The 3102-nt window shown below is 74.0% G+C and carries 3 protein-coding genes and 1 pseudogene; 2 read left to right on the top strand and 2 right to left on the bottom strand.

Translation table 11 applies throughout. The features are described 5' to 3' along the window. Positions 1-469 precede the first annotated feature (469 nt). Complete coding sequence (locus tag H5J30_RS24070) at positions 470-1528, top strand: PP2C family protein-serine/threonine phosphatase (protein ID WP_181789462.1); 1059 nt, start codon at positions 470-472, stop codon at positions 1526-1528. A 7-nt stretch (positions 1529-1535) separates the two neighbouring features. On the opposite strand, the gene H5J30_RS24065 is transcribed toward H5J30_RS24070, so the two are convergent. Next, positions 1536-2339, bottom strand: coding sequence for a class I SAM-dependent methyltransferase (locus tag H5J30_RS24065; protein WP_181789461.1), 804 nt, complete (start codon positions 2337-2339; stop codon positions 1536-1538). A gap of 76 nt (positions 2340-2415) precedes the next feature. Here H5J30_RS24065 and H5J30_RS24060 point away from each other — a divergent pair, with 76 nt between their 5' ends. Continuing rightward, on the top strand, positions 2416-2706 hold the full coding sequence (locus H5J30_RS24060; protein ID WP_181789460.1) for a hypothetical protein: 291 nt from the start codon (positions 2416-2418) through the stop codon (positions 2704-2706). Positions 2707-2772: 66 nt separating this feature from the next. Here H5J30_RS24060 and H5J30_RS24055 read toward each other — a convergent pair. Further along, positions 2773-3102: pseudogene (locus tag H5J30_RS24055) on the bottom strand (hypothetical protein); the annotation flags it as partial.

Here is a 3102-nt window from a genome sequence, read left to right as displayed (position 1 = left end):
CTGGCCACGGCGACTCCTCACACAACGGGGCGTTGTCGGAGGCGCCATCAAATCCCCGGGTCACGGACCGATTCAAACAACAAACACGGCCGGATCGACAACCAGCGGTTGTACCGGAGGAGTTCCTTCGGGGTGGACGGGGCCGACGCGACCCATGACGACGGCACCGCACCTGAGGGACAATGGCCGTTCGTTCACGTCGCGACCTGCTTCGACCGCAGTCGTTCGGATCCGGCCACGCCCGGCGGGAAACCGCGCCGCCCGTGGCCAGGTTGCGGGTATTTTGTCCCGACCGTACGGGGACCGACGCGCCGATCCCGGTGCCGGACAGGCAACGATTCGGCCGCATCGGTCCCGGATGGGCCGATCCTTGCCTAGCCTCACGGGGTGGGGCCGGCCGCGACGGGGGCCGTATCTCCGCGCCGTCCGAGGTGCAGAGCCGAACAGCGGCTGGAGTAGCGAGTAGCGCATGACCGACCGGAAGTTGCCGCATCACCGCACGCTGAACGCGCTGCCGTACGCCGTCATGGGCTGCGTCGCCGTCGTGGACGTCACCGCCGGGCCGGACGTCGGGTTCCTGCCCCTGGTCTCGCTCGGGCCGGCCTTCGCCGGCCTGGTCGGCAACTGGCAGCGCACGGTGTTCGTCGGCGGCATCGCGCTGGTGCTGTGCGTCCTGCTCGGCATCTCGGACGTGATGTTCGAGTCGCGGCGCGGCTATGTGGCCCTGCTGTCCGTCGTCGGCGTCACGGTCGCCGCGCTGCTCGCGGTGCGGATGCGGCATCGCCGCGAGGAGGAGCTGGCCAGCGTGCGCTCGATCGCCGAGGTGGCGCAGCGCGTGCTGCTGCGCCCGGTGCCGCGCAGCGCCGGGCGGCTGCGGGCGGCGGTCTCGTACACCTCGGCCGTGGCGGAGGCACGGATCGGCGGCGACCTGTACGAGGTGGTGACCTCGCCGGCCGGCGTCCGGCTGATCGTCGGGGACGTGCAGGGCAAAGGGCTGGAGGCGGTGGAGACGGCGGCGGTGGTGCTCAGCGCCTTCCGCGAGGCCGCGTACGACGAACCGGACCTGACGGCCGTCGGGGAGCGGCTGGAGCGGGCGCTCGACCGGCAGCTCGACGGCGAGAAGTTCGTCACCGCCATCCTCGCCGAGGTGGGCTCCGGCCAGGAGGTGACGCTGCTCAACTTCGGGCACCCCGCGCCGCTGGCCGTGCGCCAGGACGGCGACGTGCGCTATCTCGCGCCGCCGCAGCGGGCTTTACCGCTCGGTCTCGGGGAGCACGGCGTCGCCCAGCCGGAGCCGCACACGGCGGGGTTCGCCCCCGGAGACCAGCTGCTGTTCTACACCGACGGCGTCACCGAGGCCCGCGACCGCACCGGGGCCTTCTACCCGCTGGAGCAGCGCGCCGGACTGCTCAAGGACCCCGACCCGGAAGGGGCGCTGACCGCGCTGCGCCAGGACGTGATCGAGCACGTACGGGCGCCGCTGCACGACGACGCGGCGATGCTGCTGCTGCGCTACCGGGACGGCTGACGGTACGTCACCCGGCGCGGCGGGCGAGTCGCAGCTCGGTCAGGTAGCGCTTGGCGATCCGGCCGCCGTGGCGCCCGTCGATCAGGCCCGCGAGGCAGGCCAGCAGCGCGTCGCGGGCCGGGGCGGGCAGTGCCCGGTGCCCTGAGTACGTGCGCAGCAGGTCGAGGTACTCCGCGGTGGAGTACGCCACCTCCCACTCGTAGCGGTGGAAGACCGGGTCCTCGAAGCGCTCCTCGCCGCGGAGGTCGTCGCGGTCCTCGGGGATGGCGGTGCCGGGCCGCAGGCGCAGGCCCGGCGGGGTGGCGGGGTCGAAGCGCTCGTAGCAGCCCTGCGCCGCGGCGAAGAACTCCTCGGTGCCGCCCGCCACATGGTGGGTGCGGACGGTGGCCAGCACCCCGCCGGGGCGCAGCGCGTCCGCCGACTTCGGCACCCGGACCGCCGGGTCGACCCAGGCGAACGCGGTGGCGGCGAGCACCACGTCGAACGGCTCCGGCGGCAGCGGCCACTGCTCGAACGCCGCGTTCACGACGTCCGCATCCGGGTACCCGGCGAGGTTGCGGCGCGCCACCCGCGCCATCTCCGCGCCCAGCTCCACCGCCGTCACCCGGCAGCCGCGCCCGGCCAGCGGCACGGTCGCCTGCCCGGTGCCGCAGCCGATCTCCAGCACCCGGCAGTCCGGCCCGAGTCCGGTGGGCGCGGCGGCGGCGAGGTCGTCGTACATCTCCTGCGGGTAGCCGGGGCGGGCCCGGTCGTACAGCTCCGGCGCCTCGGTGAAGGTCCTGCGCAGCCGTTCGCGTTGGTCGTCTGTCACCGGGCCACCTTATGATCGCCTTTCTGCCCGGGCATCGTCATTTTCCGCGGCATCCGCCACCGAGAGGAACGCCCCCGTGATCCGACGCGAGAGCTACTGCGGCGGCCGGCTGGTGAAGGAGGTCGAGCAGGTGCCGGGCGACGGCGCGCCCTCCGGCTTAGCGGCGCCCGGCGCGGACGGGCCCGCGCTGTGGCTGCTGGACGGCGAGCGCGTGGAGCCCGCGGAGGCCGAGGCGTTCTGGGTGGTGTGGACGTCGGTCCGGCGGCGGCATCCGCTGGGCGAGACGGCGCGGAGCTGGCCGGCGGTCACGATCGCGTGCGCCATCGTGCTGTGGCTGGTGACGATGGTGCTGACGCAGTTCGAGTGAGGGGTACGGGCCGGGCACCGGCCCGCACGGCGGTCGCCGCCGGTCCCCGCCCGTGCGGGCCCCGGTTCAGTCGTCGTCGTCCTCGTCCTCGTCGCCCTCGTCGTCTTCGTCGTGCCGGTCGTGGTCGCCGTTGCCGGCGCCGCCCTCGCCCCGGGCGCCGTCGCCGAAGTGCTTCTCGCAGTAGCGGGCGACGGCCTTCTCGCCGCCGGCCTCGCGGACGAGGCGGTTCCAGGACCTCTTGTCACCGGCCTTCTCCTCCCCGTCGCGTACGGCGAGGAACTTCTCGCAGAGCCGCTCCACCGCCTTGCCCTGCGTGCCCGGTTCCCCGTCCCGGCCGGAGCCGCCCTGGCCCGCGTCCTCGTCCCCGGTACCGTCCGGCTGCCCGGCGCCGTCGGC

The sequence above is a fragment of the Streptomyces phytophilus genome, from assembly GCF_013870535.1.
GTDB classification, from domain to species: Bacteria; Actinomycetota; Actinomycetes; order Streptomycetales; family Streptomycetaceae; genus Streptomyces; species Streptomyces phytophilus.
Note: the sequence above shows the minus strand (reverse complement) of the source record. Positions and strands in the feature narration are given on the sequence as shown.

Bases quoted from the DNA above. Each gene is read 5' to 3' on its own strand.
- H5J30_RS24070 (WP_181789462.1), top strand. From the start codon at position 470: ATGACCGACCGGAAGTTGCCGCATCACCGCACGCTGAACGCGCTGCCG.